19 protein-coding genes and 1 tRNA gene are annotated in these 26992 nt (G+C 57.7%); 14 read left to right on the top strand and 6 right to left on the bottom strand.

Going from position 1 to position 26992, the window contains the following annotated elements:
- Positions 1-79 precede the first annotated feature (79 nt).
- The 3 genes from QBL02_RS06135 to QBL02_RS06125 all read left to right on the top strand — a co-directional run bounded on the left by QBL02_RS06135 (position 80) and on the right by QBL02_RS06125 (position 2277).
- Positions 80-1273 carry a methyltransferase domain-containing protein gene (locus QBL02_RS06135; RefSeq protein WP_282725744.1) on the top strand — a complete coding sequence of 398 codons (1194 nt, stop codon included), beginning with the start codon at positions 80-82 and terminating at the stop codon, positions 1271-1273.
- 81 nt (positions 1274-1354) lie between these two features.
- Entirely contained in the window at positions 1355-1714 is a 360-nt protein-coding gene (locus QBL02_RS06130) for a helix-turn-helix transcriptional regulator (protein ID WP_282725507.1), read from the top strand.
- Positions 1715-1785: 71 nt separating this feature from the next.
- Positions 1786-2277 carry an RES family NAD+ phosphorylase gene (locus QBL02_RS06125; RefSeq protein WP_282725506.1) on the top strand — a complete coding sequence of 164 codons (492 nt, stop codon included), beginning with the start codon at positions 1786-1788 and terminating at the stop codon, positions 2275-2277.
- Between the two features lie 53 nt (positions 2278-2330).
- On the opposite strand, the gene QBL02_RS06120 is transcribed toward QBL02_RS06125, so the two are convergent.
- Complete coding sequence (locus tag QBL02_RS06120; RefSeq protein ID WP_282725505.1) at positions 2331-2555, bottom strand: DUF3107 domain-containing protein; 225 nt, start codon at positions 2553-2555, stop codon at positions 2331-2333.
- Between the two features lie 182 nt (positions 2556-2737).
- On the opposite strand from QBL02_RS06120, the gene QBL02_RS06115 reads away from it, so the two are divergent.
- A complete protein-coding gene (locus QBL02_RS06115; protein ID WP_282725504.1) occupies positions 2738-3109 on the top strand; it encodes a PH domain-containing protein in 372 nt (123 codons plus the stop codon).
- A gap of 199 nt (positions 3110-3308) precedes the next feature.
- On the opposite strand, the gene QBL02_RS06110 is transcribed toward QBL02_RS06115, so the two are convergent.
- A complete protein-coding gene (locus QBL02_RS06110; protein ID WP_282725503.1) occupies positions 3309-5936 on the bottom strand; it encodes a penicillin acylase family protein in 2628 nt (875 codons plus the stop codon).
- 124 nt (positions 5937-6060) lie between these two features.
- Here QBL02_RS06110 and QBL02_RS06105 point away from each other — a divergent pair, with 124 nt between their 5' ends.
- Both QBL02_RS06105 and QBL02_RS06100 read left to right on the top strand, forming a co-directional pair.
- Positions 6061-9258 carry a UrvD/REP family ATP-dependent DNA helicase gene (locus QBL02_RS06105; RefSeq protein WP_282725502.1) on the top strand — a complete coding sequence of 1066 codons (3198 nt, stop codon included), beginning with the start codon at positions 6061-6063 and terminating at the stop codon, positions 9256-9258.
- On the top strand, positions 9255-12680 hold the full coding sequence (locus QBL02_RS06100) for an ATP-dependent DNA helicase (RefSeq protein WP_282725501.1): 3426 nt from the start codon (positions 9255-9257) through the stop codon (positions 12678-12680). The genes QBL02_RS06105 and QBL02_RS06100 overlap by 4 nt, the downstream gene beginning before the upstream one ends.
- A gap of 63 nt (positions 12681-12743) precedes the next feature.
- Here QBL02_RS06100 and QBL02_RS06095 read toward each other — a convergent pair whose 3' ends face one another.
- Positions 12744-14066: a phosphotransferase gene (locus tag QBL02_RS06095; RefSeq protein WP_282725500.1), complete on the bottom strand. Its 1323-nt coding sequence runs from the start codon at positions 14064-14066 to the stop codon at positions 12744-12746.
- Between the two features lie 76 nt (positions 14067-14142).
- Between QBL02_RS06095 and nudC the strand changes: the two genes are divergently transcribed.
- Positions 14143-15045 carry an NAD(+) diphosphatase gene (gene nudC / locus QBL02_RS06090; protein ID WP_282725499.1) on the top strand — a complete coding sequence of 301 codons (903 nt, stop codon included), beginning with the start codon at positions 14143-14145 and terminating at the stop codon, positions 15043-15045.
- Positions 15038-16726 carry an ATP-dependent helicase gene (locus tag QBL02_RS06085; RefSeq protein ID WP_282725498.1) on the top strand — a complete coding sequence of 563 codons (1689 nt, stop codon included), beginning with the start codon at positions 15038-15040 and terminating at the stop codon, positions 16724-16726. Before nudC ends, QBL02_RS06085 begins: the two co-directional genes overlap by 8 nt.
- Here the strand turns inward: QBL02_RS06085 and QBL02_RS06080 are convergent.
- Both QBL02_RS06080 and QBL02_RS06075 read right to left on the bottom strand, forming a co-directional pair.
- The gene (locus tag QBL02_RS06080; protein WP_282725497.1) at positions 16670-17560 is read right to left on the bottom strand and encodes a hypothetical protein; all 891 of its coding nucleotides are present in this window, start codon (positions 17558-17560) and stop codon (positions 16670-16672) included. The genes QBL02_RS06085 and QBL02_RS06080 overlap by 57 nt on opposite strands.
- A 142-nt stretch (positions 17561-17702) precedes the next feature.
- The gene (locus QBL02_RS06075; protein ID WP_282725496.1) at positions 17703-19118 is read right to left on the bottom strand and encodes a zinc-dependent metalloprotease; all 1416 of its coding nucleotides are present in this window, start codon (positions 19116-19118) and stop codon (positions 17703-17705) included.
- Between the two features lie 187 nt (positions 19119-19305).
- On the opposite strand from QBL02_RS06075, the gene QBL02_RS06070 reads away from it, so the two are divergent.
- Positions 19306-22359 carry a UPF0182 family protein gene (locus QBL02_RS06070; RefSeq protein WP_282725495.1) on the top strand — a complete coding sequence of 1018 codons (3054 nt, stop codon included), beginning with the start codon at positions 19306-19308 and terminating at the stop codon, positions 22357-22359.
- 66 nt (positions 22360-22425) lie between these two features.
- Positions 22426-22499, top strand: a tRNA-Met gene (locus QBL02_RS06065).
- Positions 22500-22606: 107 nt separating this feature from the next.
- Here QBL02_RS06065 and QBL02_RS06060 read toward each other — a convergent pair.
- A complete protein-coding gene (locus tag QBL02_RS06060; protein WP_282725494.1) occupies positions 22607-22825 on the bottom strand; it encodes a hypothetical protein in 219 nt (72 codons plus the stop codon).
- Between the two features lie 985 nt (positions 22826-23810).
- Between QBL02_RS06060 and QBL02_RS06055 the strand changes: the two genes are divergently transcribed.
- The 4 genes from QBL02_RS06055 to QBL02_RS06040 are packed head-to-tail and all read left to right on the top strand — an operon-like array spanning position 23811 to position 26957.
- Positions 23811-24104 (top strand): WXG100 family type VII secretion target, encoded by a 294-nt coding sequence (locus QBL02_RS06055; RefSeq protein WP_282725493.1) that lies wholly within the window; start codon positions 23811-23813, stop codon positions 24102-24104.
- Positions 24105-24136: 32 nt separating this feature from the next.
- Complete coding sequence (locus tag QBL02_RS06050; RefSeq protein WP_282725492.1) at positions 24137-24424, top strand: hypothetical protein; 288 nt, start codon at positions 24137-24139, stop codon at positions 24422-24424.
- Positions 24425-24435: 11 nt separating this feature from the next.
- Positions 24436-26283, top strand: a complete 1848-nt coding sequence (locus QBL02_RS06045; RefSeq protein ID WP_282725491.1) for an alpha/beta hydrolase — start codon at positions 24436-24438, stop codon at positions 26281-26283.
- A complete protein-coding gene (locus QBL02_RS06040) occupies positions 26280-26957 on the top strand; it encodes a hypothetical protein (RefSeq protein WP_282725490.1) in 678 nt (225 codons plus the stop codon). The genes QBL02_RS06045 and QBL02_RS06040 overlap by 4 nt, the downstream gene beginning before the upstream one ends.
- The last annotated feature ends 35 nt before the right edge of the window (positions 26958-26992 follow it).

Here is a 26992-nt window from a genome sequence, read left to right as displayed (position 1 = left end):
TGCGGCGTTGCCAAGCTCTGGCTCCTCGGGCGCGGTCGTGCCTGCGGCTGGCGCGGATTTGCCCGGGGTGGGGGCGCGTTTGCGCTGTCACTACTTCGAAGCAAACCGCTGCCGCTCATGCACGCTCATCGAAACGCCATATTCGACCCAGTTGCACGACAAAACCGAGTATTGCCGTGAGCTGCTGCCGCAGGTGCCGAAATGGCTGCCTGCTTTCACCGGTGGCGACCGCGCTTTTCGCAACCGCGTAAAGCTTGTGGTCGGTGGATCGGCGAGTGAAGTGACCCTCGGCATTCTGGGGCCAGATCGCCAGGGCATTGATCTCCGTGAGTGTGCCATTCAGGCCCCCGAGATTGCTGAAGTAATCCCCGCGATCGCTGATTTTCTTGAGTCGACTGGGCTCGAACCCTACGACGTACCCGCCCGACGCGGCGAACTGAAATTCGTGCACATTACGGTGGCACCAGAAGTCGATGGTGTGAGCTCGCTCATGGTGCGTTTTGTGGTTCGCACTGAGCACGCACTCGGCGTGATCCGTGCCGCGCTGTCGCGTTTGCGTGCGGCCGTGCCGAGCGCTGCCGTGATCTCGGTCAATCTATTGCCGGAGCACAAGGCGGTGCTTGAGGGTGAGCGCGAAGAAATGCTGCTCGGCTCATCACTGCCGATGCGCTTGGGCTTCGAATCTCAGCCGCTCACGCTGCACCTCATGCCGCAGAGTTTCTTTCAGACAAACACAGCGGTAGCCCGCGAGCTGTATTCGCAGGTTTCAGCGTGGGCCGCAGACATTCAGCCGAGCTCCCTGTGGGATCTCTACTGCGGTGTCGGCGGATTCGCGCTGCACTGCGCTGCGGCAATGAGTGACAAGGCTTTCGCCGCACAGCCTTCGGAGAAGAGCGCTAACGGGGTGCGCGTACTCGGCGTTGAGTTGAGCGAGGCGGCAATTGACTCTGCGAAACGTTCGGCCCGTGACGCGGGGCTGAATGCCAAATTTGTTGCAGCCGACGCCACGGAATATGCGCTTTCGGCCCAGCCTGGTTCGCTCCCAGAGATGCTTGTAGTGAACCCGCCGCGTCGGGGGATCGGCGCCGAACTTGCGAGCTGGATCGAAACCAGCGGGATCGCGACCGTGGTGTACTCAAGTTGCAATCCGGAAAGCCTTGCCCGTGATCTGGCCGTAATGCCTTCTTATGTGGTTCGCGAGGGGCGCGTTTTCGATATGTTCCCGCATACTTCGCACCTTGAAGTCGCCGTGCTTTTGCAACGCCGCGCCTAAGCCCTGCGCCTAAGCTCTGACTTGGGTAAGCGCGGGCGATCCACCGCTGCGCAATTCTCAGATTGCGCGTAGAATGTGTGCATGAGCGCAACGACACCACTCCAAACGGGTTCCGCCTTTGGCGATGGTTTTCGTATGCTGCTTGAGGCCGCAGGCAATGGTGCTCTGCTAGCTGAGCTGGTTGGTGTGCGACCCTCGCAGGTGACCAGATGGAAGCAGGGCGTGCAGATTCCATCGGCAGAATCTGCGCGTGCAATTATGGATTTCGCCTACATCGTGGCCAGAGCCGAATCGGTGATGCACGAAAAAGTTGTGCCAATTTGGCTCGATTCGCCCAACCAGTTTTTGCGCGGATCCACCCCGCGTGAGTGCATTCGGCTCGGCCGAATCGCCGAGGTCATTGGCGCGCTCGACGCCGAAGACGAAGGCGCGTACGCGTAACGATGCGACTCTACCGCTGCTATCCGCGGGTGCCGGGAGCCCGACGAGGCAAGCCCGGTCACTGGAGTTTCTTGCCCCGACCGCAACTGCACGGCCGCTGGGACAACGCAGACCTCTACGACTCTTGGTATCTTTCGCGCAGCGCAGTAGGCGCAATCGCCGAAAGCTTTTACAACAAACAACGCTGGATCCCCGAAGTGTTTTTGACGCCTGCCGGTCAGCCACGGGCGCTTGCCATCTTTGAACTCGACGAGGACCGCACGCTGCTCGACCTCGATGATGCGCGCGTGCTGACCAAACTTGAGGTGCGCCCAAGCCAGATAGTCGTGCAAGACATTGGCACCACGCAAAACATTGCGCGTGAGTTTTACGCGAACACCGCTGGTACGCACTCCGGTGTCTCATGGTGGTCTTCGCAACTGCCCGCAGAGACCTCGGTGATGCTCTGGGGCGTTGATGGCGCCGTGCCGCCCGGATTGAAACTCGTCGGCATTGAGCAACTCAGCGAATCTCACCCCGCCGTGATTGAGGCAGCCTCGCGCCTGTACCGGGTGCTCGGCTAACCCCGAGCATAAAAAAGGGCCCGGTGGATCACCGAGCCCTTTTGCGTCAAAAACTAGTTGATGAAGCCGACCTTGCGGCCTGACTCTGCACCGAGCTCAACGTACGAAACCGAATCAGTGTCAACGAGGTACTGGCGACCCTTCGAATCAGTGAGGCTGAGGAATTCAGAATCATCTGCCGCTGCCTTCTCGATCAGGGCACGAACCTCGTCAGCGGTCGCGTCGATTTCGAAAGAGAGCTCTCGAGGGGAGTGCTTGATGCCGATGCGAACTTCCACTGTTCCTCCTGATGAATTGTGGCGCCCTGATGGGCTACGTCTCACTGCGAGTCTAGAACGAGGCCTCACCGAAGAGGTGAGAACATTGGCCTATTTCGCCCACAGCGCAGCTTCGTTTATAGTTCGACTGCGGCTTGCTGAACTCAGCGCTCGTAGTGCCGCTCAACGTGAAAGGACTGCGCATGGAAACAGCGCCTATTCTTGCCTGGACACTGCAGCGAGAAATTCCAATTCCCGCAGATGTTGCCGCAATGCTGTTGCAAGGTGAGCAAGCCGTTGCGGCTTTTCAGACCTATCGAGACTCGGCTATCTTCACGACAAAGAGATTGATCGTGCGTGACGCTCAGGGGATCACTGGCAAAAAGGTTGAGGTCTATTCGCTGCCTTATAGCTCAATCAATATGTGGTCGAGCGAAAACGCCGGAACGCTCGATTGGAACTCCGAGCTAGAACTCTGGACGAGAGCAGGTCACATCAAAGTGAAGCTTGCCAAGGGCGTCGATGTGCGCCGTCTTGACTCGCTGATCGCTTGGGCTGTACTGCAGTCTCAGTAACGCAATTGCGGGAGTGGATAACTTTCCACTCCCGCAACCGGACCGAGCCTTACTCAGCAGGGGCACGGAGATTGTTACGGACCTAGCCTTACTCGGCAGGGGCACGAAGATTGTTACGGACCTAGCCGTTCTGTTCTGTTCTGTTCTGTTCTGTTCTGTTCTGTTCTGTTCTGTTCTGTTCTGTTCTGTCTCTCTGCGGCTAGCTGTCTGCCGGTATCAGCGTGAGCGTGTCTTTCGTGGTGTCGTCTACCGAGGCTTGAGAGTAAGACCACGGGCGTTGCACACCATTGGCCCAATCTTGAGTTTGGTCGGTGTAGTGCTTGTTGAAAGCGTGTCCGCTCGCACCAGTGAGATGTATCCAAGTTGAGGCATCCCAATTACTTGGGTCAATGACCATTCGCATCGACGGAACAGTGGTGGTGGCATAACCCTCGCCAAGGCCCCAGCCAGTGGCATTGACAACACCTGAGCCTCCTCCCACTTCGTATGGGCCGCGATTGAAAACCCACTCAATCGGTGCGATCCCGCTGGTGCCAAAGGTGCCGTGCACGAGAGGAATCGCGTGCAATTTACCCCAATCCCATTTCGCTTGGTTGCTGCCCTGGGCTGCAACCAATTCGGTATAAGCCTGATCAGCGGCAAGCGTGAGTAGTTCATCGCGATTTGAGACGTCGGCTTTCTCGTTTTGCCACCAAATAGAGTTGGGCTCTGCGAGCTGATTCTCAAAGAACTTCGCGTAACGACTCTGATCGTCACGAGTGATGCGCGCTGCCTGGTCACCCACCATCAGTTCGGTCACGTGTTCCCAGAGTACGTTTGCGTATGCCGCTTCGGAACTGCCCATATCGTTTTGACCATTCCAGGATTGCAGCGCGGCGAGTGCCTCAGCCGCGCCCTGTTCGTTCGGAGTGATTTCACTAAACGCCTGCTGCAACGAAGTCGCCGCTGGCATCTGATTATCCATTTGAATATCTGCCATGGTTTGGGCGTTCACGGGGCCTGCTTCAAAAGATTCCTCTAGAAGCTCAACGATTCGTGCTGCACGGTAGCCGTAGTCCCAGTCGCGGCTGAGGAAATACGGGTAAGAGTCGCTCACGATGGCGTTGTTGGCCGTCACGATATAGCCGGACTCAGGATTGTATGACGATGGTTGATCTTCAAACGGAATGAATCCTTGCCAATCGTAGGCGCTGTCCCAGCCTGGCTGTGGTAGCCAGCCGTCACCTGCGCCACGAATCGGCAAACGGCCAGGTGCCTGATAGCCGATATTGCCTGATACATCTGCATAGATGAGGTTCTGGGCGGGAACATCAAAGAGCGCTGCCGCGGCCCTAAAATCTTCGAAGTTTTTCGCCTGGTTTAGCGCGAAAATTGCCTCGCCGGTGCTGCCCGGGTCCAGCGCGGTCCAACGCAAACTGACCTCGAATTCACCCGAGAGATCGGCAACTTCCGCATCGGATTGAGACGGGTCATTCACCGTTTCACGTGCCCCAGAACCAATACCGATCCGCGGAGTCTCTGCAATGGAAGTGAAATCTGGTGTTAGGCCAGAGACGATTGGTCCGTGCTGCGTCGAGCGTACTTCAAGCTTCACGTCTTCGCCGCCAGCAACCTTGATTGTTTCGTTTCGAACCGTCAGAGGCCACTGCTTGCCGTCTTGCCAGTAGCTGTCTCCGTCGACTCGTTCAATGTATAGATCAGCGACATCAGTGGTGAGGTTCGTGAACCCCCACGCCACGTCTTGGTTATGTCCAATCACAATGCCCGGAAGGCCGGAGAAACTGAAGCCAGCAACATCAAAGGGGCAGGCATCGCTGAGCGTCTCACAGCGCAATTGCAATTGCGTCCATACAGAGGGGAGCGAAGCACCGAGGTGCGGATCATTTGCTAGCAGTGGGCTGCCTGTTTCGGTGTGTGATCCAGCGACAACCCAGGAGTTTGAGCCGACGCCTTCACCTTGCGAGGTAATCAGCTCGTCGACCGAAGAAAGAGCCCCGTCGAGGAGCTCTGAAACTCGATCTTGCACGCGGGAAACCAGGTCGCTGCCCTCGCGCTGCAGGCTAGCGGCAGGCAACTCAAGTGCCCAGTTTTTATCGACGATGACCGGGTGCTCATCGAAGGGATACCCGGGGTAGAGTTCGCTGAGTAGTTCAGGATCAAGCGTTTGAGCGACGAGTGCGCGCTCGGTTTCGTCTTCGATATTGGTGCGCAGATCCCACGCCATAGCCTTAAACCAAGCAATCGAATCTGCTGGGCTCCAGGGCTCGGGCTCGTAATCGGCGTTCTGTAGCCCGAGTACTGCGTACTCGAGCGAAAGCGATGCGCCCTGACGTTCGGCGAGGTAGGCGTTTACTCCGGCCGAATAGGCTTCATAGAAAGCTTTGACCTCTGGGCTGAGTGCGGTGAACTCTTCTTCGGCGATGCTGTGCCAACCGAGTGAGCGCAAAAACTTGTCAGTGCCAAGCTGCGATTCGCCAAAGAGCTCACTGAGCTTGCCTGAGGTGAGATGGCGGCGGAAGTCCATCTCCCAAAAACGATCTTGTGCGTGCACCAGTCCTTGCGCAAAGAAGAGGTCATGGCTCGTTGTCGCGGTGATCGTTGGAATACCACTCGAGTCTCGCTGCACCGTGACCTTGTCTTCAAGCCCAGCAGCAGTCAATGTGCCGGTGGTTTGTGGGAATGAGCGCTGGGCTGTGAACCAGCCAAAGCCGCCTGCGCCAAGGCCTAACACTAGAAGAACAGCGACAGTCCAGCCCAGAAAACGAAGAAAGCGATGCGGCTTTTTCTGCTTTGTCGGGGTTTCTGTAGTTGAGGGTTCTTGCGTCATTGCAGGTTCTCCTAGTGGTAATTCGAACAGCCTCAGTCTGTCATGCACCTCGGACATTTACAGTCTCAACAGCTATTACGCGTCGGAATCGCAAAATGTCAGAGGTCGCCCCTACGCTGATCACATGAGCAATTTCGATACCGTGCAGCAGCAGGTGTTCGAGCTTGACCCGGCACAGCACGCCCGGGTGCTCGGTGCACCAGGAACAGGCAAAACCCGCCTGCTCGCTGAGGTATTCACGCGCGCCATCTCCCGTGAGGGGTGGAACGAAGAAGACGTACTGGTGCTCGCACCGAACCGAATTGTGGCAGCCGCTCTTCGCTCGCGTATAGAACGAGCGCTCGACCGGGCATTGGGTGGCACATTCGTCCGCACCGCACCATCGCTCGCTTTTGCAATACTGCAGCGTCAGGCAGCCTTGAGAGGTGAAGATGCGCCACGGCTCTTGACCGGCACGGCTCACGACGAGGCCGTTGAACGCGCCATCGAGGCAGTGCTTTCTCAGCAACCATCGAGCGACTTGCAGCTCACGATTGCTCCAGAAGTGCTCCTTCATGAGGCATTTCGCGCCGAGACCCGCGAATTGAGTCGGGTGCTTGACGACTTCAATCTGCGCCCCGCAGAGCTGATAACAATGCTGCAGCAGCGCAGCGACGCATCTTTGCGAGTGAGCGAAGAGTTTTCTGCTCAGTGGATCGAGGCACTGCTGCTGCTCAGCGCGGTACAAGAAGAACTCGCAAGAACACGCCAAAATGAACTCTCGTCGAGTGCGATGCAACGGCTCGCCTGCGTTGCATTAAGAGGAAACGCCGAACTCGAAGTGCCAAGACTCGTGCTCGTTGACGATGCGGGCGAACTTGGTGAGGGCGGTCTTGCACTATTGGCTGCTCTTGCCGAACGCGGTACCAAAATTTGGGTGTTTGGTGATCCAGATATTGCCACAGGTGCGTTCCACGGCGAGCGAACTCGAGTGATGTCACATCTGAGCGCTGAGCTCACTCGCAAACAGCAAGATACAAACCGCGCAGAAGCCAAAGAGCAGTGCGTGCTTCTTGAAACGGTGTACCGCCACGGCCAAACCATTCGTGGCTTCGTGGGGTCATTAAGTTCAAGAGTTGGCACGGCGGGGGCGGGCCGACAACGAAAAGCCACAGCTTCGGGGCCTGACCGTCTCGGCACCGAAGCCGTTCGTTTTGCTTCGGTCAGCACAGTGCCTGAACAGCTTGGTGTTATCGCGCATCGTCTCAGGGCAGCTCATCTCGGTCTCGCCGGTCACTCTCCAACGCCGTGGTCAGAAATGGCAGTGATTTGCCGCAGCCGAAGTGAGGTGAAACGTGTCGCTCGGGTACTTGCCGGTCACCAAGTGCCAAGCAGCGTAGCTGCCGGAGGCATTGTGTTGCGTGAGCACCAACTGGTACGTGAGCTTATTCGTCTCACTCAGCACGCGTTAGGTATCTTGCCTTGCTCCACTCGCGACGTGCTTGAACTGCTCGGCGGCACAATCGGCGGACTCGATCCTATTTCTCTGCGTCGCTTAAAAGGTGCACTGCGTCTGCAAGAGGTTCGTGCGGCTCAGCAAGAAGACCGTCACAGCACGGTAGCTGACGAATTGATCCTAGAATTTTTTATGCACCCGGGCCAAGAGCCGGCTCTAGATCTGCGTGGTGCCCGTCGGCTGCACCGGCTGGGCAAGCTGGCTGCCGCCGCAGAAACGGTACACAACTCCGGGGGCACTCCTCGTGAGGTGCTTTGGCAGATCTGGCAGGGCAGCGGGCTTGCCGACGAGTTGCAGCAACAGGCACTTGACACTCACGGCGCTCGCTCTGATGAAGCGCACCGTGCTCTTGACGCTGTTGTCGGCCTGTTTTTTGCGCTGCAACGGCACGAAGAACAAGACAGCGACCGTCCAATTGAGCTAGTACTCGAAGAATTGCTCGTAAGCAATGTTCCCGAAGATTCCCTCGCGGCACGAAGCGAACGCGACGTGGTGACGATTGCAACCCCGCAGGGGGTTATCGGGCGGGAATTTGACGTGGTCTGCGTGCTTGGAGTGCAAGACGGCAATTGGCCCAACCTTCGCGCTCGAGGATCAATGCTTGGGGTGACTGCTCTTGAGCGCTGGCTACGAGGCGAAGAAGCCGCACGACCCTCCCGTCGCGATACTGTGCATGACGAGCTACGGCTCTTTCTGCACGCCGTTGCGCGTGCGCGACAGGAAGCGCTTGTGGTGGCAGTGGCGAGTGAAGATCTGCATCCGAGCGTGTTTTTTACACTCGGAGAGCAGCATCGAGTTGAGCGGAGTTTGCCAAGCAGTCGACTGACACTGCGCGGAATGGTCGCAGAAATGCGCCGTCGTCTCGTCGTTGATCCCACAGATACTGAGGCCCGCGATGCGCTTGTTGCGCTTGCGCAAGATGGCGTACCCGGGGCCTCGCCGAACGAGTGGTACGGAATTCTTCCGCCAAGCAGCGTAAAACCGATAGCCGATATCGAAAATGACCCCGAAGCTACGATCTCGGTGAGTCCATCACAAATGGAGCGCGCAGAAGAGTGCCCGCTTGACTGGATCGTCAGCCGACTAGCCGGTGGTGAATCCGACTATCGAGCAAATATCGGAACCCTTCTGCACCAGGCGCTCGACACCTCAGGGCAGAACGCCACGGCAGAAGACTTACTTGGCGAGGTCGAAAAACACTGGAAGAGCCTGAAATTCGAGGCAGAGTGGCAGGCTGACCGGGCCAAACGAGACACCGTTCACATGGCTGAATCGTTAGCGAGCTATCTCAGAGACTTCGAACGCAGCGGCCAAACTCTACTTGCGCACGAGGCATCATTTATGCTGCCCATTGAATTCGCGAGACTGCGCGGCGATGCTGACCGTATCGAGGCGAGAGCAGTGCCAGATGGTGGCTTTGAAATCACCGTTGTGGACCTGAAAACAGGGCGGCGCAAGCCCACGGCATCAGAACTTGAACAGCACGCGCAATTGCAGTCGTACCAACTCGGGGTGCTGCGCGGGGCATTTGTCGATGGCAATGGTGAGCCCATCCGGGCAGAGTCATCCGGTGGTGCAAAGCTTCTCTACGTACACCCAGATACCGTTACCAAAACCCAACAGAGCCGGGGTGAACTGTTCACAGAGATTCGCCAAGATGAACTTTCGCCAGCGCAACAGCACGAACTAGAAGAACGGGTATTGAGTGTGGCGCGCACAATGGCGGCGGCATCGTTTACCGCTCAGCTCGAACACCATTGCACAAATCAGTTCGGCCCGAGCCGTGCATGCAGTTTGCACATTATTCCGGCGGTGAGTCACTCATGAGCACATCATCATCACCAACACAGGCAAAGACGACCTTGCAAGCGGTATTTTCGGCGCAGCGGATCGCCCAACTAACGGCAGAGCACCCAGAGAATGCGATTCTGCCTACGCCAGAACAAACCGCAGTGATTGAGCAGCCGATTCAGGGCAGCGTGCTTGTGGTTGCTGGTGCGGGCAGCGGCAAAACTGAAACCATGGCAAATCGAGTGGTGTGGCTCGTGGCGAACGGTCTGGCAACACCATCGCAGATTCTCGGATTGACCTTCACACGAAAAGCTGCGGGTGAACTAGGCGAGCGAGTTGCAGGCCGGTTGGTGCATTTCGCAGAACGTCTTGCTCAAGCCAAACAGCTGGGTATGCTGAGCCCCGCTGAAACGCGCCGTGCCGAAGACGTGATCGAGCTGATGGCCGAAGGGCTTGATCTGCCTGAGGTGAGTACATACAACGCATTCGCTTCTTCAATTGTGCAAGAATTCGGCGCGTATGCGGGGGTAGCCGCTGGCGCAACCGTGATTGATCACTCGGTCGCGTGGGGAATAGCACGCGATGTAGTGTGCAACAGTGACGAAGCCGCACTTGCTGAGGGCAACGACTCTATTTCCGTCATGGTGAGACAAATTCTTACTCTCGATCATGCGGTTGCAGATAACCTCACGAATTTCGACGCGATCGAAGAGCGAATCGTCGAGACTGAGGCACTTGCTGAACTGCCCTATAACGACAAAAAGAGTGCCGGCAGGTACAAAAAGATCGACGAGATCCTTGAGAACATGCAAGCAACTCGTCTCGCTGTCCGGCTTGCCAGGCGTTTCGCCGAAGAAAAGCAGCGACGGGGCTTGATCGAGTTCTCAGATCAGCTCGCACTGGCAGTTGAAACCACCAGACGTTCTGTTGACGCTGTTCGCGCGTTGCGTGCACGCACCCCAATTGTGCTGCTCGACGAGGTTCAAGACACCTCAGTCGGGCAAACCACACTGCTGGCGACCCTATTTCAAGGCAACGCAGTGATGGCCGTAGGTGATCCGCACCAGTCCATTTATGGCTTCCGCGGGGCATCGGCAAGCAACCTGCAAACGTTCCACCAAGATTTTGCGGCTCCCGGAGAGGCACACGGAAGCGCAACCACGCTGAGTCTGTCTACCAGCTGGCGAAACCCTTCCGCCGTGCTCGCGGCAGCCAATGCGATCAGCGCACCACTTGCCCGAGCGCTCGAGGCAGAAGCCTCTGGAATTGGCGTGAAACCACTTACCTCGCGCGCTCAGTACCTCGGCAAAGTCGAGAGCGCCAACGGGCAACAGCTTGAGCATTTCATGACGGAGACTCTGACCGAGGAATTTGCAGGGCTTGCAACTTGGCTTCGTGAAGCCAAAGGAGAACACCTGGTACAAACCGGTGAGCAGGCAACTGCAGCAGTTGTGTTTCGCAGTCGAAAGCATATGCCTGCGGTGTCAGAGGCTCTCTGGGAGGCGGGTGTTCCAAACCGGATCGTGGGGCTTGGTGGTCTTCTCAAGACTCCCGAGGTGACCGACCTTGTAAGCACACTTCGTTGTGTATGGTTCGCCGATGCGGGTAGCGAGCTTTTGCGCCTGCTCGCTGGTCCACGATTCAGGATCGGAGTCGCAGATCTTCGGGGGTTACGCCAAGCCGCTACTTGGTTCTCCGAACGAGATCACACGAAGCAAAAAATAAATGAGGCCGAACTTGCTGCAACACCGCAGTTCTCTGATCCAGAGCGCAGCTTCACTCTGCTGGATACTCTCGATGAAATCGCCTCGATGGCAAAGCTTGATCACAATGCGCTCAAAAACGTGAGCGAGGTTGGTCGTGAGCGACTGCGTGAAGCCGGTCAAATGTTGAGACATTTGCGTCAAGAGGTAGGTGGCGATATTCCAAGCCTGCTGCGCTCAGTCACCGCAGCGCTTCGGCTCGATATTGAGCTTGATGCTGGCGAGCACACTGGATATGACGGATCTGCAGTTGCTCGCGCAAATCTTGATGCCTTCGCTGAACTCGTCGAGAGCTTTTTGGCGAACGATGAGCACGGCACACTCGATTCGGTTTTGAACTGGCTCGAAAGAGCAACCGAAGATGATGAGGCCGCCGAGCATGTGCCCGAGCCGGAACCAGGCACGGTGCAACTCATTACAGTGCATGGATCAAAAGGACTTGAATGGGATCTCGTAGTTGTACCAAGGCTTGTCGAAGGCGAGTTCCCTGGTGCGCCACGAGAAGGTATGGGCTGGTTGCGAGCCGGTCAGTTGCCAGACTCGCTTCGCGGTGATGCGCATGCGCGACCGCGGTTGGAGTTTGAACTTGCCGACACACAAAAGGCCGTCACCGATGCTCTCGTCCGCTACCAAGACGCCCTGAAAGATAGGCACGCAGCCGAAGAACGCCGGCTCGCCTACGTCGCGTTTACCCGTGCGGCGTCACGGTTGCTTCTCACCTCGTCTTTCTGGGGAGGGCAAAAAGCTGCCCGCGTGCCAGCGGTCTATCTGCAAGAGCTGGCAGATACTGGGCTGATAGCTTCTCTGCCTGAACACAGTGACTTCGAGACTGACCCAGCTGTCGGGAATGAGCGCACGCTTGAATGGCCGCTTGACCCGCTCGGCCGTCGAGCAGCGGCGGTGCGTACGGCCGCTGAAGTCTTGCAGCGCGCTGTCGATCAGCCTGAACCCGGCGAGCAATTACATCCAGTTGTTGAGCTGCTACTCGCCGAACGAGCAGCAGAGCGCACGAAACAACTGACCCAGTCAACTGCAGAAAGAGAATCTGTTTCTTCCGCAAGAATCACTGCTTCGACCTTTCACGAATTCATTACGGACCCTGTTGATGCGCAACGGCGAAAACTACGGCCAATGCCGATGCAGCCATACCGACGAACCCGCACAGGAAATCTTTTCCACGAGTGGGTTGAACGTCGGGCGAGCACTCAATTGGGCACCTCACTCACGCTCAGCGGTATCGACTTTGACTCAAACGATGATTTCAACGCAAATGAGGCACCGCTTGAGAATGATCTACAAGCGCTCATCGAGCAATTTGAGCAGTCACGATGGGCAGGTCTGCAGCCGGTCGCGGTAGAGCTCGAAATCACCCTGCCGTTTGCCGGTCAAACCCTCGTCTGCAAACTCGATGCGATCTATTGCGATGAAAGCGGCGATCTTCCTCGCTATGAAATTGTGGACTGGAAGTCGGGTAGACCGCCAAAGAACGACGCTGAACGTGCCGTTCGTTTTTTGCAGCTTGATCTTTACCGGCATGCCTATGCGCGCTGGTCTGGAGTCTCGCCAGATCAGATCGACGTCACACTGTTCTACGTGGCAGAAGGTCAAGAGCTTCAATCAGCTCACAACCGCAGCTTTGAAGAACTTGAAGAGCTCTGGATAAGCGCTGCTAGCGCGCAAAAATCAGTGATCTAGGAAGGGAGCACACGAACCAGATAGCATCCAAAAGAGCTGGCGGTCGCTCGCTGAGCAGCGAAGCTAAGATTTGTCGCGCGGTGATTTCAGGCTGCGCTTCACAGCTTGGCTGACCTCATCTTCGATCACTTGAGTGATCTGTTCTGCCGAGTCAGAGGCAGAACCGGTCGAAGAGGCCGCCGTCGGGCCGTCGATTTCTTCTGAAGTGCTAGCCTCCGAGGCGTCTGTCTGCGTAGAGTCTGAGCGGCCAGCGTAGGGGCCGCCCGCATCTGAGCCGCCCGCATCCGTAGGGCTTTGCTTATCGCCAAGTTCCGCGGCCCGCTCTGCGAAGTCGCTCTCGATCAAAAAGGCACGGTCCTCGTCGAGTGACTCATCCTCAGCACTATCTGAACGATTAGACAGCGACGAATGAGGAGTGTGATCAAGCATTTCTTCGACTTCTGATTCGGAGAGTACTCGCTGCTTCGGCAGCGGGGCGCCGAGCAGACTCAATCGGTCGACCAGCCGATCCAGCATGGTCACCGCATCATCAACAACCTCTTGATCGTGCGCTTCAAAACCGTGTAGCAGCCACTTTGCGACCTCAAGCTCGTGATAAAAACGAGCTCGTACGCTGAGTTCCTGCTGACCTGAGACTCCGCGAAGCACCGTGTATCTGGCAAGAACTGACTCAAAGGTCTCTGGATCACCGAGCAGAAGCCAATTCAAGTCTGACGCTGGATCGCCAAGCGAAAGCTCATGCCAGGCAAGTACGCCCGTGACGTGATTTTGTTCGGTGAGCAAAACCTCGGGCGCGAGGGCACCATGCACCACCGTCGGTTCAAAACTCCAGACTGCGTCGGCGTCGAGCACGTCGTTCCAACGTGCGCGCACCGTCGAGGGAAGCATGCCGGTGTCGGCAGCTCGCTGAACAAGCCGTTCGGCCTCGCTGCGCACAGCGTCGGCGTCGCGCACTGGCAGCCCGCCCGAACGAACAATGCCAGAGGGCAGGCTGTGCACCGCATCAAGGATCTCGGCAACCTGCTGAGTGAGGTCGCTATCTCCCTCAATCTCTTCCATCAGCGCGGCAATGCCAGGCAAATAGGTGCTCACGACTGCCCTCGTATCACGCGCCCTCGTGATGCCAAGCGTGCTTGGAATGCTGAACGGCAAATGCGCGCGAGCGCCATCTGCGAGGGCCGCAATAGCAAGCAGTTCTGCCGATTGTTGCACCTCTGCGGCGGGCGTCGTTGGCACGCGAACAATCACATCGCCGCTCTCGGTCGACAGCACCGCAGATAAAAATGCGCCTGAACTGCCAGCGCTGTGTGGTCGAGCTCCGGTGACAGCGAGACCAGGCACCGCTGAGGTTGCGAGGGCGGCTAGAGTGAATGGGGTGGTCGACATGTCCCCAGCGTAGGCAGCGTTTGCTCCATGTTCGGTGTGCCACGCGCATTCAATCGCATCTATATCAGGAGAATAAATGACGCTCATTGATCCGCTTCCGCTCGTTAGCGGGGGACTAGATCGTGACGCGTCGGCCCGTCTTGATGAGCTTGCGCTCGATGAAGCCTGGCGTGATCCAGCGACTCGCGTGTTGCGTGTGCAGCCCGGCTCAAAGTTTCCGGTCCGTGAGATTGACGGTCGGTGCGAGCTTGATTTGCTTGAGCCATTAGGCGATCGAAGTGAGGCGCATTCTTATCTCGGCAAGGCGAATGGCGCACCAGTATTTGCGATGATTGCCACTCACGTCGATGGCTACGCAGAGCCGGCAAACGGTTGGGCGCACCCCTTCAGTTTCGCCACGGATCTTGATCCGCTCGGTCTTGAGTTGCTGTCGGTGGCCTCTGCCATTGTGAACTGGCACCTGGCAATGCCGTTTTCGCCGCGCGATGGCTCCGAAACGGTGCCGGTGCAAGGAGGCTGGGCCCGCCATGATTCGCTTGGTGGCGAGCATTTTCCGCGCACTGATCCAGCAGTGATCGTGCTTGTAGAGCACGAGGATCGCCTGCTGCTCGGCTCAAACGCTCTTTGGGAGGCAGGCCGTTTCTCGCTGCTCGCCGGTTTTGTTGAGGCAGGCGAAAGCGCGGAACAGGCAGTTGTTCGTGAGGTGTTTGAAGAATCTGGTGTAGCAGTCGACGGAGTGCAGTACATCGCGTCTCAGCCGTGGCCGTTTCCCCGATCATTGATGCTCGGCTTCCGGGCGAAGCTGACGGTGGGTGCTGATCCAGCGCAGCTGAACCCAGATCCGAACGAAATCTCTGAGCTTCGCTGGTTTACGCGCGCCGAGCTGGCGAACCCAAGCCCCGACATTCGCCTGCCGCAGAAGCTTTCAATCGCACGCTGGCTGATCGAACTCTGGATCGCTGAGGGCGATCGTGAGTAGCGATCTTCTCGACGGTTTAGACCCGGATCAGCGCCAGATCGCCGAGCATCTGCGGGGGCCGGTGATGGTTCTTGCAGGCGCGGGCACCGGCAAGACGAGAACGTTGACACACCGAATTGCGCACGGTGTTCGGGTTGGTGCTTATGCTCCCGAACGTGTGCTGGCGGTGACGTTCACTCGTAAGGCTGCCGGTGAAATGCAGTCGCGGCTTCGCGGGCTCGGCGCGGTTGGTGTGCGCGCGCAAACTTTTCACGGTGCGGCTCTCGCGCAGCTCGGCTTCTTTTGGCCGCAGCTGGTTGGGGGAGCGGCGCCACAGGTTGTCGGTGGCAAGATTCCTGTGATTTCTCAGGCGGTGGAATCGCTTGGGTTGCGGCTGCCAGGTGAGACGCTGCGCGATATCGCAGCGGAGATTGAGTGGCGAAAAGTCTCCATGCTCGACATGGAGAGTTACGCGGCACGTTTGGTGTCGGCACGTGATCCTCGCCCTGTGCCGTCAGGTATTTCGGCCGAACAGTTGCTCGATATTCATGAGAAATATGCGGCGGTTCTCAGCGAGCGTCGGCAGATCGATTTTGAGGATGTGCTGGTGCTCACCACCGGCATGCTTGAGACTGAGCCGAGAGCCGCTATTCAAGTTCGTGAGCGGTACCGGTTTTTCACGGTCGACGAGTATCAGGACGTTTCGCCGCTTCAACACGCTCTCTTGCAGGTGTGGCTAGGCGATCGCGACGAGCTGTGCGTTGTGGGTGACGCGAGCCAGACTATTTATAGCTTTGCTGGCGCATCGAGTTCGTACCTTTTGCGCTTTGGCGCTGAGCATCCGAATGCTCGAGAGTTCAGGCTCGAACGAAACTATCGTTCGTCGAATCAGATCGTGCAGGTTTCTAACAAGCTGATGAAGGGGCGCCCTGGCGCGCTGACGCTGCGAGCCGAACGGGCAGAGCCGGGGGCGCCAGTGTCGGCAGAGTGGTTTGTAAACGAGCACGATGAGGCGCAGGCTGTTGCGGCATCGATCCGGGTGAGCATCGCTGCAGGCACGCCAGCGAGTGAGATTGCTGTGCTGTACCGTGCGAACGCGCAATCGGCGATCATTGAGTCAGCTCTGCAGCAGCTCGGTGTCTCTGCTCGGGTCGTTGGCGCGCAGCGCTTTTTTGATCGGGCAGAGGTGCGGCAAGCAGTCATGTTGATGCGTGGCCAGGCGAAGGTCGCTGATCCTCGTCCGCTCTTCCAAGTGGTCAGTGACGTGCTTCGGGCCTGCGGGTGGACTGCGAGCCCACCAGAGGGTGGGGCTGCGCGTGAGCGTTGGGATGCGCTGAACGCGATACTCACGCTGCTGGACGAGCAACCACCGGGAACAACTATGCAGTCGTTTAGTGAAGAGCTGCTTGCCCGTTCTCAGGCGCATCATGAACCTACTGTTGAAGCTGTCACGCTGAGTGCGGTGCACTCGGCGAAGGGCCTCGAATGGGGTCTTGTTCATCTCATCGGCATGAATGAGGGCTTGTTCCCGAATGCGTATGCGGTCGATGAGTCTGGCATCGATGAAGAGCGCAGGCTGGCCTACGTCGCGTTCACCCGCGCTCGAAACGAGTTGCGTATTTCTGGCACTGCTGGATCTGCCCGTTCACAGCGCATGCCCTCCCGTTTTATCGAAGAAGCCGGTCTCAAGTTCGGCGCCTGATGTGATCGGGAGTTGGGCGCGAGCCAGCTCAATACAGGGGCATTTTTTGTGTGCTTTAACTCGCTCACGTGTTGGTCTGAGCGCCGGAACTCCTCGGGCGACCGGTATGCGTAGGCGGTGCCTGAGCAAATGTTTGGTGCCCTGTTGCCAATGGCGCAGTACGGTGAATGCCAACGTTGTTGCGTGACGTATGGTGTCGGCGTTGAGTGCGGCCGGTGTGTTTGCCGCGAGTTGTGCCGCTACCAGCCGCAATTGCGGGTCGAGTTCGAGAGCGTGCAGCTCAATACAGTTCTGGCAAAGATCGCCCTCTGGAGTCAGCATTGGCCCGACATAGACGGCTCGATCAGTGAAGCGCACGCTGAGGTGCGGAACCTGCTCTCGTAACAGTGCCTGCGAGTGAGCCGTCGCCACCCAAAAGTGATCGACGAGAATGGCGAGTTTTGGTTTTTCGCCGGGCTTCGGAGGTCGAAAACCGGCGCGCTCGCAATGCTCGCGAAATTGTTCGGCTGCAGTATTGCGCCCGATTACTGAAATGCCTTGCTGTGTGGCCGGTTGGGACTCGTTTCGTTGCTCCACCTGGGGTGTTCTTTGAAGCGCCGGCCCGAGATCGCTGAGCAACTGCCCAAGTTGAGCTGCTGAGACCCCATAGTTCGTGGCGAGCGATTCGAGCTGATCACGGGCTATTCCCTCTCGAAGTCGAGAGAGTAGGCGCTGCAAACCGGGCGTCGGCTCGATTAGCCTCGCGATAACGTGTTCAAAACCAAAACGCAGGATTTCTGGTTCTTCCCAGCTGAGCGGAATTTTGGGGTTCAGGCTAAGACGTTCTGAGTGCATTAACCCATCTTTCGCCTGAATCGACGCGTTCGATCGGTTATCCACAGAAAAGAAAAAGCCGAGACCGCAATCACTCGATGTGAGCTATGAAGGTCTCGGCTCGTTCAGCTGAGTCACTGGGATGACTTAGCTCGCAAAAGCATTACACCGGAGGCGGCTGTAGCGGATCCTCGTCGGAATTCTTATCATCGTTTCGCTCAAGCTTGCCATCAAGCAAATCGGCGAGCGCGCGATCGAAATCATCGCTCGGAGCAGCTTCTGGCTCAGCACCGGCAAGTCCAAGACGCTCAAGAAGGCGAGCCGGGTGATCAATTTCTTCTGAACTTGGTAGCAGATCAGGGTGAGCCCAGAGCGCATCGCGGCGTTCAATACCGCCTCGCTCGCCGAGGGTTCGCCACAGTGCCGCTGCCTCGCGTAGGCGGCGAGGGCGAAGCTCAAGGCCGACCAAGGTCCCAAAAGCGTGTTCCGCTGGACCGCCAACCGCACGGCGGCGGCGAACCATTTCAGCAATGCCCTCGCTACCAGGCAAGCGTGAAACAGCAGACTCGGTTACCGCATCAACCCAGCCCTCAATAAGGGCGAGCATAGTTTCGAGACGCTCAAGCGCAGATTCTTGCTCGGGGGTGCGAGGTGGAATGAGCGCGCCGCTAGACACCAGGCGTTGCATTGCCTCGGTGTCTGAAGGATCGAGCTCACCGGCCAACTCTTCAATGCGCATGGTGTCAATGCTCATGCCGCGGGCATAATCCGTGATGGCCGATACGAGGTGCAGGCGCAGCCAGCGGGTGTGCCGGAACAAACGAGCATGTGCCAACTCGCGCACAGCAAGGTACAGGGTGACGGCCTCAGCGTCTTGATCGAGACCGTCTGCGAACTCAGCGACGCCGCTTGGAATCAGTGCGCCACCCTCGCGTCCCTGACCTTCAAAGAGAGGCATACCAACGTCGCCACCAGCGGCGACCTCACTTGAAAGCTTGCCAATTACCTGGCCGAGCTGCGTAGCAAAGAGGGCACCGCCCACGCTTCGCAGCATAGGTGCGAAGCCCTCAAACTGGCTGCTGAACTGTTCGGGCAGCTGGCTGCTAAGCGCATCGGTGAGCGCACGAGCAATAGAGTCTGCCACCGGCTCAGCGAGGCCGATCCAGGTGTCGATTGACTGCTGGACCCATTCGACTCTGGTCAGTGTGCGAGGTGCGTCGGCGGTAGCACCGACTGCGGTCGCCTCGTCTAGCCAAAGCGCGGCGACCGGAAAGGCTCGCTGTGCAGCGGCAGGGTCTGCAGGTGCTCCACCCTGCGAAGCAACATCGATAGCGATGCGCCTGGCAACGGACCAATCGATTTCGTTTGTAGGGTTCTGCATCGCTTGCTGCATAGAAGCAAAAAGCCCTTGCAGCGCAGCCGGATCCGCTGGTAGTCCCGCGGCCTTTGAGAGAGCGGAAAAATCGAAATCTCCATTTGGAGTCTTGCCCGAAAGCATGTCGTTCAGCATGCGCTGCAACTCGCGCATGGCGTCGTCGCCCGACTCTTCTGGGCTGCCGTTGTGCTCGCGATCGTTCATGGATTCCAAGTTACGGCACAGGGGTGAAATTCGGCCGTGAGAGCGGGAAATCTGGGGCATTTGCGTTGCGCTCACTGCGAACAGTGACCAATGCGTTCAAGCGAACTGCGAATTCCAGGCATCTTGTCGGGGGCGGTCGATAGGCTGGGGGCACGCCAGAATCCATCATTTAACAGAGAGTTTCGACGTGACTGACCCGACCAACGCCGCTCCGCAGGGAACTAAGCGCCGCGTCTCACCGATTGCGGTGACCGTGGTTCTGGTTGTGCTGCTGGTTCTTGGCCTTCTTGCAGCTGCCTCTGTCTTTACCGAGGTGCTTTGGTTTGACCAACTCGGATACCTGCCAGTTCTGCTCACCCAGTGGGTAGCAGCGGCAGCGATGTTCGTTGTTGGTTTCCTGGCGATGGCAGTTCCCGTATTCTTTTCGATCGACATTGCCTACCGCAAGCGCCCGGTTTACGCGCGTTTGACGGCACAGCTGGATCGATATCAAGAGCTCGTTGAACCGCTGCGCCGGTTGATCAAGTGGCTCTTGCCTGCGCTCTTTGGGCTATTTGGTGGATTTGCTGCGGCCTCATCTTGGCAGCGCGTGCTGCTCTGGTGGAACTCGTCACCCTCTGGCACAAAAGACCCTGAGTTCGGTCTTGACACTTCGTTCTACCTCTTCTCGCTGCCGTTCTGGCAGGGTGTACTGAGCTACGCATCGGCAGTCGTGCTGATCAGCCTGATTCTCGGTGTAGCAACCAGCTACCTTTACGGTGGCATCTCGTTTGCTGGTCGCGATGTGCGTGTTTCGAAGGCCACCCGTATTCAGGCCGCCGTGCTGGCATTTGTGTACCTTGCGCTGCAGGGTGTCAGCCTGTGGTTTGACCGCTACGCGGCGCTCACTGACTTCCAGGGCCGGTTCACCGGTGCCACCTACACGGGAGTGCACGCCACAATTCCGGGTAAGCAGATTCTTGCTGGTATCGCCGTAATCGTTGCACTGCTGTTCCTGATCACCGCAGTTACCGGTAAATGGCGCCTGCCCGTGATTGGTACTGCCTTGCTTCTGGTTTCCGCCCTCGTTGTTGGCGTCGGTTACCCATGGGTCGTGCAGGAGCTTCGTGTGCGCCCAGACGAGAAGAGCCTGGAAAGTGAATACCTTGCTCGGAATATTGAGGCAACTCGAGCCGCGTACGGTATCGATGACGTCAAGGTTGAACGCTATGACGCTGCAACCGATGCGGAGCCAGGTCAGCTGCGTGGCGATGCTGAGACCACTGCAAACATTCGAATTATCGACCCTGCTGTCGTCTCGCCAACCTTTGCTCAGCTTGAACAGAGCCGCCAGTACTACAAGTTCCCAGAATCGCTGAGCGTCGACCGCTACGAGATTGACGGCAAGATCGAAGACACTGTTACCGCGGTGCGCGATATCGACGTCTCGGGCCAGAATGGCTGGTACAACCAGACGCTGGTCTATACCCATGGCTACGGCTTGGTGGCAGCATACGGCAACCAGCGCTCAGCTAGCGGTGAGCCTGTCTTCCTGGAGAGCGGGATCCCAACCAGCGGGCGCCTCGGCGAGTTTGAACCGCGCGTTTACTTCGGTATGACTTCACCGAATTACTCAATCGTTGGTGGCGACCGTGCGAAGCCAATCGAGGTTGACTACCCGGCTGACGACGAGAGTGCGTCACCCGCTGAGGCTCCAGCCGAGGCCCCCACTGAAACTCCAGCTGAGGGCGCAGACGGTACTGCTGAGAACGCCGAAGCGCCGGCGACCAACGACACCGAAGCAGACCAAGAGGCAACTGTCTCTGAGAGCGAAGGTGGGCGTCAGAACCTGACTATCTTTGCCGGTGACGGTGGACCCGTACTGAGCAACGTCTTTACGAAGTTGCTGTACGCGCTGAAGTTCCAGTCGATGGAGATCGTGCTTTCGGGCGCTGTCGTTGATGGTTCGCAGATTCTTTATGACCGCAACCCGGTTGATCGTGTGAAGAAGGTTGCGCCATACCTGACAGTAGATTCGGCGCCGTACGCCTCGGTAGTCGACGGCGAAGTCGTCTGGATCATTGATGGCTACACCACCTCTGATCAGTACCCGTACTCGGAGATGCAGGACTTCAACTCACTGATTGTTGATGCCGACAACCCGCGTGCAGCTGGCGCGGGCGTGAAGCCAGTGAACTACATTCGCAACTCGGTGAAGGCAACCGTGAGCGCCTACGACGGCAGTGTGAAACTGTACGCGTGGGACACCGAAGATCCACTGCTGCAGGCATGGAGCAAGATCTACCCGGACACGCTCCAGTCGGTCGATAAGATGAGCGGTGACTTGCTCAGCCACGTCCGTTACCCGAGCGATCTGTTCAAGGCACAGCGTGAGATGCTCTCGACCTATCACGTCACAGACGCTGGCGCTTTCTACTCAGAAGAAGACGCATGGCGTACGCCGAGCGACCCGGTCTCAACCGTGTCTTCGGGTGACAACGGTGAAGCGCCTAGGCAGCCGGCGTACTACTTGACGATGGCCGCTGGTAAGGATGCAGATCCAAACTTCTCGATCTACTCGACCTATATTCCTGCAGCGCGTGGTAAAGACGCTCGAAATATTCTGACCGGATATCTGGCAGCGAATTCGAACGCCGGAAACGTGGACGGCAAGGTATCGGAGGATTACGGCACGCTCAAGCTGCTCACGCTGCCAAAGGGCAATTCGGTTCCTGGCCCAGGTCAGGTGCAGAACAGCTTCACGACCGACTCTGAGGTCTCCAGGCTGCTGAACATCCTGAGTCAGGGTGGCAGTAAGGTGACGAGCGGTAACCTGCTCACTCTGCCGGTTGGTGGCGGTCTGCTCTACGTGCAGCCGGTGTATGTGCAGGCGTCTTCGGGAACCAGCTTCCCGATTCTGCAGAAGGTCCTTGCGTCGTTCGGCGACCAGATCGCGTTCGAGGACACCCTTGACGGTGCGCTCGACGAGCTCTTCGGCGGCAACTCCGGCGCTTCCGCCGGTGACGGTGATGTGCCAATTGAGGGCGAAGGCACGGATGTGGTTGACCCGGGAGCTGAAACCCCAGACACGGGCACCTCAACCGAGAAGCCTTCTTCGCCAGAGCTGCAAAAAGCCCTGCGCGAGATGAAGCAGGCTATCGCCGACCGTGATGAAGCAATGAAGGCGGGCGACTGGACCGCGTACGGCGAAGCCGATGCGCGCCTGAAGGAAGCCCTCACGAACGCCCTGCAAGCGCAGTAGGACACGCCGAACTGCTGCCCAGGATTTGTACCGCCCCGCGGCCCATGCTAAAGTTAATTCTTGTGCCGCGGGGTGGAGCAGTTCGGTAGCTCGCCGGGCTCATAACCCGGAGGTCGTAGGTTCAAATCCTGCCCCCGCAACGATGAGAAAGGCCCCTGACAAGGAGAAATCCTGGTCAGGGGCCTTTCGCCTTTTCGGCGAGAAGCACGGGTTATAGGACAATACGTGTGAATGGCGTTAGGTGTGTTTATCCTCGCCCTCGCCCAGCCCAGCCTGTGCTCAGCCAGAGCCCTTCGTCGGCGCTGGGCGCAGTGTCGTAGAGCACAGGCTCTACGGGTTTTTCTCTGGTCCCGATCACTGTGTTGGTTGGCGTGTGGTTGATGATGAGGTCGTGTGCTCGTTCGAGCAGGGTTTCGCGCGGGGCGAGGAACCACTCTGCTGCTCGTTTCATGTGTGTTTCGCTCATTCCGCGATGGTTTATGAGCATGCTCCTGATGCCATTATTGATGCCGCCTTCGAGGGGTGATGTGGTTCTGGCGTTGCCGTGCTCAAGATAGGTGAAGAGCACATTCTTGCGGTTCAGCGCGTGGAGCAGATTCCATGCTTTGCGGAGCCGGTCGTGGGTGGACCCGGTGGTGCCGTTGCGGTATCGGGTGCGTTCCTTGGTGAGGTGTCCGTACGCCTGTCACCACACGTTGAGCAGTTTCTGCCACTTGATCGCGTCTTCAACGGTTACGACTTTGGAGAGTGCTCGGCCGATCTGGAGGAGGTGTCAGCCGGCTTCGGTCCTGGGGTTCAGCGTCAGGTGCCTTCTCAGGTTCATGCGCACGTGGAAGATTCAGCGTTGCACCCGACTGGCAGGCCGCGCTTGGCCCACCAAAATCGGCTTGAGCATGCTTTCCGCAGAGCCAGGTGAGGAATCTTGCGAGCTGGTGCTTTCGGGTGATGTCCTCGCGACTGCGTGTGCTTGAAGCGCCACAGCTTGGGCATTTGCAGTGTTGTGTGCCGGCAGCGGTGATCCCGTTCTTCACGAGTTTGGTGTCGCAGAGCGGACATTGGGTGGCGTTTGACGTTTTTGGCACAGTTAAGGGTGCCGGAGCATAGTGATTCCTGTTTTACCGCGTGATCATGCGGCTAGAACAGGGTTCCATCCACACGTTTTGTCCTGTAACCCGAAGACTGCGTCAGTGCGATCTCGTCGTGATACTCCTTGACCACCTTTGCTCTGGGTGATGGGTTCCTGTCATCACCGCTAGGAGGGCTTGGGCACGATGCCATCCTGCCCGACTCGCCAGTCGGGCAAACCAGCTCAAATATTGCATACAGGTGCATTAGACCCCTTTTGGCCGATAAGCTCGTTTCGATAGCGTTGTGTAGTGCGTCAGGTGCTGTACGCGCAGTCATGCCGCGCTGAACAAGTGCGCTACACGGGTAAAGAGATGGAGTTTCACATGTCGAACATCAAGGTTTCCTATGCCGAGATCGAGCAGTCGGCCGCACAGCTGGGCCAGGGCCGCGAAGAGATCACCGCAAAACTTCAGTCGCTGCAGCAGCAGATCCAGAACCTCGTCTCGTCGGGTTTTGTGACCGACCAGGCTTCGGTGAAGTTCAATGCCGCCTACAACGACTACACGACGAGTGCGAACACCGTTGTAGCAAAGCTCAACGAAATCCAGAGCTTCCTGACGCAGACCGCAAACGCTATGCGCGACATGGATGCGCAGATCGCTTCACGGATCAACTAATTGATACAGAACTATCCTGAGGTACTGCAGCTATGGCTGATCTTGAATTTCAGGACGCATACCTCGGCAGTGCTGCCCGGCTGTTGACCGATGCGGCTTCCGAGATCCAAAGCAACCGATCCATGCCAATGCTCAACGCTGATAGCTACACTGGGATCGGTGGAACTGTCGGGAGCTTTATGCGGGCTGCCGGTATTGCTGCTGAGGCACTTTCTGATGCGGCAGGAGAAGGTGCAGCGTCCGTTGCTGGAGTCATGTCTGCCTCGACCATGATTGAGAACGAAATCAGTCAAGCGCTCGGGCCGGGCTTTACGAATTAAGAGGTTCCTCTTTGTCTTTGCTAGTTGCAGCAGAGGGCGGCGTGCTCGTTGGAAAATCTCCAATTGTGGGGACATCTACCGAAGCTGACGCCGCCTCGCGCACGCTTGCGCGCATGGTCGACGAAATTGACAGTGGAAACTCAAAGGCTCTGCAATCGGTTTCTCTGCTGCGTACCCTCTCCGGTAAGTCAGTGACGAAGCTGAAGACTCAGATCGATACCGGCTTCATGCAGGGAGCGACTCAACTCTCGCTCGACCTTTCAACTGCCTCGTCAGCGTTTGCGGCGTACGCGGACGACATTAATCGTATTCACGCATCGGCACGTGAGACGATCTCGACCGTCGAGGATCTCCTGTCGCAGATTCGTGGGTGTGCAAGAGAACTCGAGCAGGCAGCGCGCACGCTGCAAGTTCAACCGTCTGTGCACGTCCCCACCGAATGGAATCGGCGGCCCTCGCTCTTTCCTCCGGCGCCGAGTGCATCCGCCGAAGGCGAGGAGAGCAACCTTGTCGCCAAGGCTTGGGCTACCGGCACCTGGACCGCGCAAGCAATGTCATGGGGCTGGGCCGCTGACCGGATCTCTGAGCAGCAGACCCGCTGGAACAAGCTCATCATAGAGCGCAAAGAGAGCGAGTCACGGCTCACCTCGAAGCTGAAGAGCACCGACCTCGGGCCGCTGTTGAGCTACAACGGTGGCAACACCCGGGCCGGCATCACCCGCCACTACACCGGCACATCGGTGCACCGTTCTCGGTATCTTTCAGACCCGCTACTGCAAGATATTCTCAGCGGAAGCTTTACTCCGCAGGAAGTCGCCGATAAGTGGAAGGCGCTTGGTCTTTCTAACGAAGATGTTAAGAAGTTGCCAATTGAAGTGCTTTTCGCACTGGGGAAGGCCGATGGCGTGCCCTTCGCAGTACAAGACATCGCGGCCAACGCCGCGCTCGATTACGCGATCGCGAATCCAGATGCTTCGATTCGCATGATGGGGCTCAGCGGAGACATGTCGGTAAAGGACTTTACCGAACAGGTTAAAAACATTCGCCAGACTTACAACGACGCTGTGGCGAATGCCAAATTGATGAGTGGCAAGCCAACTGTGCAACTCTTTGGTTTTGGCAGCCACGATGGTGTGCTGACCGCAGCGATCTCGTTGGGTAACCTCGATACGGCCAAACATGTTGGCGTCAATGTCTCGGGTATGGGTTCAGATGTCAATGGCCTTGCGAACGGTCTCGGTGGTGCAGAGCAGCTCTACCTCGAGGCGCGCCGATACAACTCCGGAGCAAGTCCGGCAATTGTGGCCTGGATTGGTTACCACTCGCCAGCGATGCCTCCGAGCCTTGAAGTCACCCACGGAGACCGCGCCGCAGCTGGCGCAAAACCACTTGCGAACTTCATCGATGGAATCAACGCGGTGCGTTCAGCCAGCGGCCAAAAGATGAGCAACTTCGTGGTATTTGGCCACTCCTATGGGTCGACAACCGCAGCAGAAGCCCTCAAAATTACGCAGACTGAGGTGGACACCTTTGTTACCTACGGTTCGGCTGGACTTGAAAAGGGCACCACTGTTGAGGAGATGCACGCTAACCATTTCTATGCAACGGGTGCGAAGGGCGATAACGTTGCATGGATGGGCCTGAGCGGTAGCGGCCGAGACAATCCAGTGAATATCCCCGGTATCGAAAAATTTGAGTCAGAAGACCGTGGTGATCGTGTTCGAGTTACCGCACACGACATGTTCACAGAAGACAAGAGCGGAAGCTTCTTCAACTGGGGCGGCAAGGTAGGCTACCTCACCAAAGGCACCAGCTCGGTCGAATCTATGGGACGCATCCTTGGAGGAGGAACCCCGTGAACACACACAAGCTGATGAAGGCAGCCGCTGCCGCAGCGCTGTCAGTAGGAATTATCGTCGGCGCAAGCTCATGCACTACGAAAGGCCCTGAGATGGATGCTTCGGGAATGACACAGACGCAAGTCGAGCAGCAGTCACTTGAAGAGCAGTTCAACACCATGGCGGATCGCTATGAGCGGATGCAAGAGCTGTTGAAAGAAGCACAACTGCAAGTCACCGACGCGAACACTCCGTGGATCTGGATTTCTTCAGGCATCGCGCCAAGCCAGGGTATCTACGCGCCGACCCCGCTTGAAGGAGCAACTGCTGAAAACAGTTACTTCATGCAGGCGGTCCGGGCGATCCATTTGCCAGGTGCTACCGGAGAAAAAGCAGACCTTGACCCGGTCATCGGATTCTTTGAGAAGCAAGGCGGTGAGGTCGAAGTGAGCGGTGACGTCGAGCGGGGATGGACCGCCATGGCTGTGACCAGCGACGGCTACCGCATGAGCTACCAAGTGCAGCCAAATGGGCAGTACAACCTTGACGTTGTGAGCGACGCATTCTGGGGTGATACGAGAGGCTTGCTGCACGCGATTGCTGATCGGATTCCTGATGCTGAAAGTGGCAGGGAAGAATCACTGCCTGGCGACTTCGATGTTTTTCCTGATTGGAACGCCCTCACACAGCAGTAGGGTTTTAGAGGAGCTGGAGACGTACGAAACTGAAA

The organism is Leucobacter sp. UT-8R-CII-1-4 (assembly GCF_030010235.1).
Classification (GTDB): Bacteria; Actinomycetota; Actinomycetes; order Actinomycetales; family Microbacteriaceae; genus Leucobacter.
The sequence above is the reverse complement of the archived record's forward strand: the minus strand, read 5'-3'. Positions and strand labels throughout refer to the sequence as shown.

Bases quoted from the DNA above. Each gene is read 5' to 3' on its own strand.
- QBL02_RS06075 (WP_282725496.1), bottom strand. From the start codon at position 19,118: ATGAACGATCGCGAGCACAACGGCAGCCCAGAAGAGTCGGGCGACGAC.
- QBL02_RS06060 (WP_282725494.1), bottom strand. From the start codon at position 22,825: ATGAGCGAAACACACATGAAACGAGCAGCAGAGTGGTTCCTCGCCCCG.
- nudC (WP_282725499.1), top strand. From the start codon at position 14,143: ATGACGCTCATTGATCCGCTTCCGCTCGTTAGCGGGGGACTAGATCGT.
- QBL02_RS06055 (WP_282725493.1), top strand. From the start codon at position 23,811: ATGTCGAACATCAAGGTTTCCTATGCCGAGATCGAGCAGTCGGCCGCA.
- QBL02_RS06100 (WP_282725501.1), top strand. From the start codon at position 9,255: ATGAGCACATCATCATCACCAACACAGGCAAAGACGACCTTGCAAGCG.
- QBL02_RS06130 (WP_282725507.1), top strand. From the start codon at position 1,355: ATGAGCGCAACGACACCACTCCAAACGGGTTCCGCCTTTGGCGATGGT.
- QBL02_RS06115 (WP_282725504.1), top strand. From the start codon at position 2,738: ATGGAAACAGCGCCTATTCTTGCCTGGACACTGCAGCGAGAAATTCCA.
- QBL02_RS06050 (WP_282725492.1), top strand. From the start codon at position 24,137: ATGGCTGATCTTGAATTTCAGGACGCATACCTCGGCAGTGCTGCCCGG.
- QBL02_RS06080 (WP_282725497.1), bottom strand. From the start codon at position 17,560: ATGCACTCAGAACGTCTTAGCCTGAACCCCAAAATTCCGCTCAGCTGG.
- QBL02_RS06110 (WP_282725503.1), bottom strand. From the start codon at position 5,936: ATGACGCAAGAACCCTCAACTACAGAAACCCCGACAAAGCAGAAAAAG.
- QBL02_RS06095 (WP_282725500.1), bottom strand. From the start codon at position 14,066: ATGTCGACCACCCCATTCACTCTAGCCGCCCTCGCAACCTCAGCGGTG.
- QBL02_RS06105 (WP_282725502.1), top strand. From the start codon at position 6,061: ATGAGCAATTTCGATACCGTGCAGCAGCAGGTGTTCGAGCTTGACCCG.